This window comes from Pseudomonas paraglycinae (assembly GCF_021601625.1).
GTDB classification, from domain to species: domain Bacteria; phylum Pseudomonadota; class Gammaproteobacteria; order Pseudomonadales; family Pseudomonadaceae; genus Aquipseudomonas; species Aquipseudomonas paraglycinae.
Window position 1 is genome coordinate 1 of sequence record NZ_BQHR01000051.1, and the last position, 255, is coordinate 255.

Genomic DNA, 255 nt, shown 5'->3' on the forward strand with positions numbered 1-255 from the left:
GTAGGTTTCGAAGGCGGGTCGCTTCAGTTCATCGAAGCCTGGAAGGAGTTGGAAATGTCGACTTGTTCGGCGCTTTTAACGGTTCGATCTTCTCGGTCGAAAGCGGAGAAAAAGAGGTGTTGACAGCGGCGTGTAACGCTGTAGAATTCGCCTCCCGCTAACGAGAGATCGGAAGCGCAAGTGGTTGAAGTTGTTGAAGAAATCTTCGAAAACTTCTGAAAATAATCACTTGACAGCAAATGAGGCTGCTGTAGA

Annotated in this window: 1 pseudogene; it reads right to left on the minus strand. The window is 48.2% G+C overall.

Going from position 1 to position 255, the window contains the following annotated elements:
- Window positions 1-23 precede the first annotated feature (23 nt).
- Window positions 24-255: pseudogene (locus L6D82_RS28520) on the minus strand (hypothetical protein); the annotation flags it as partial.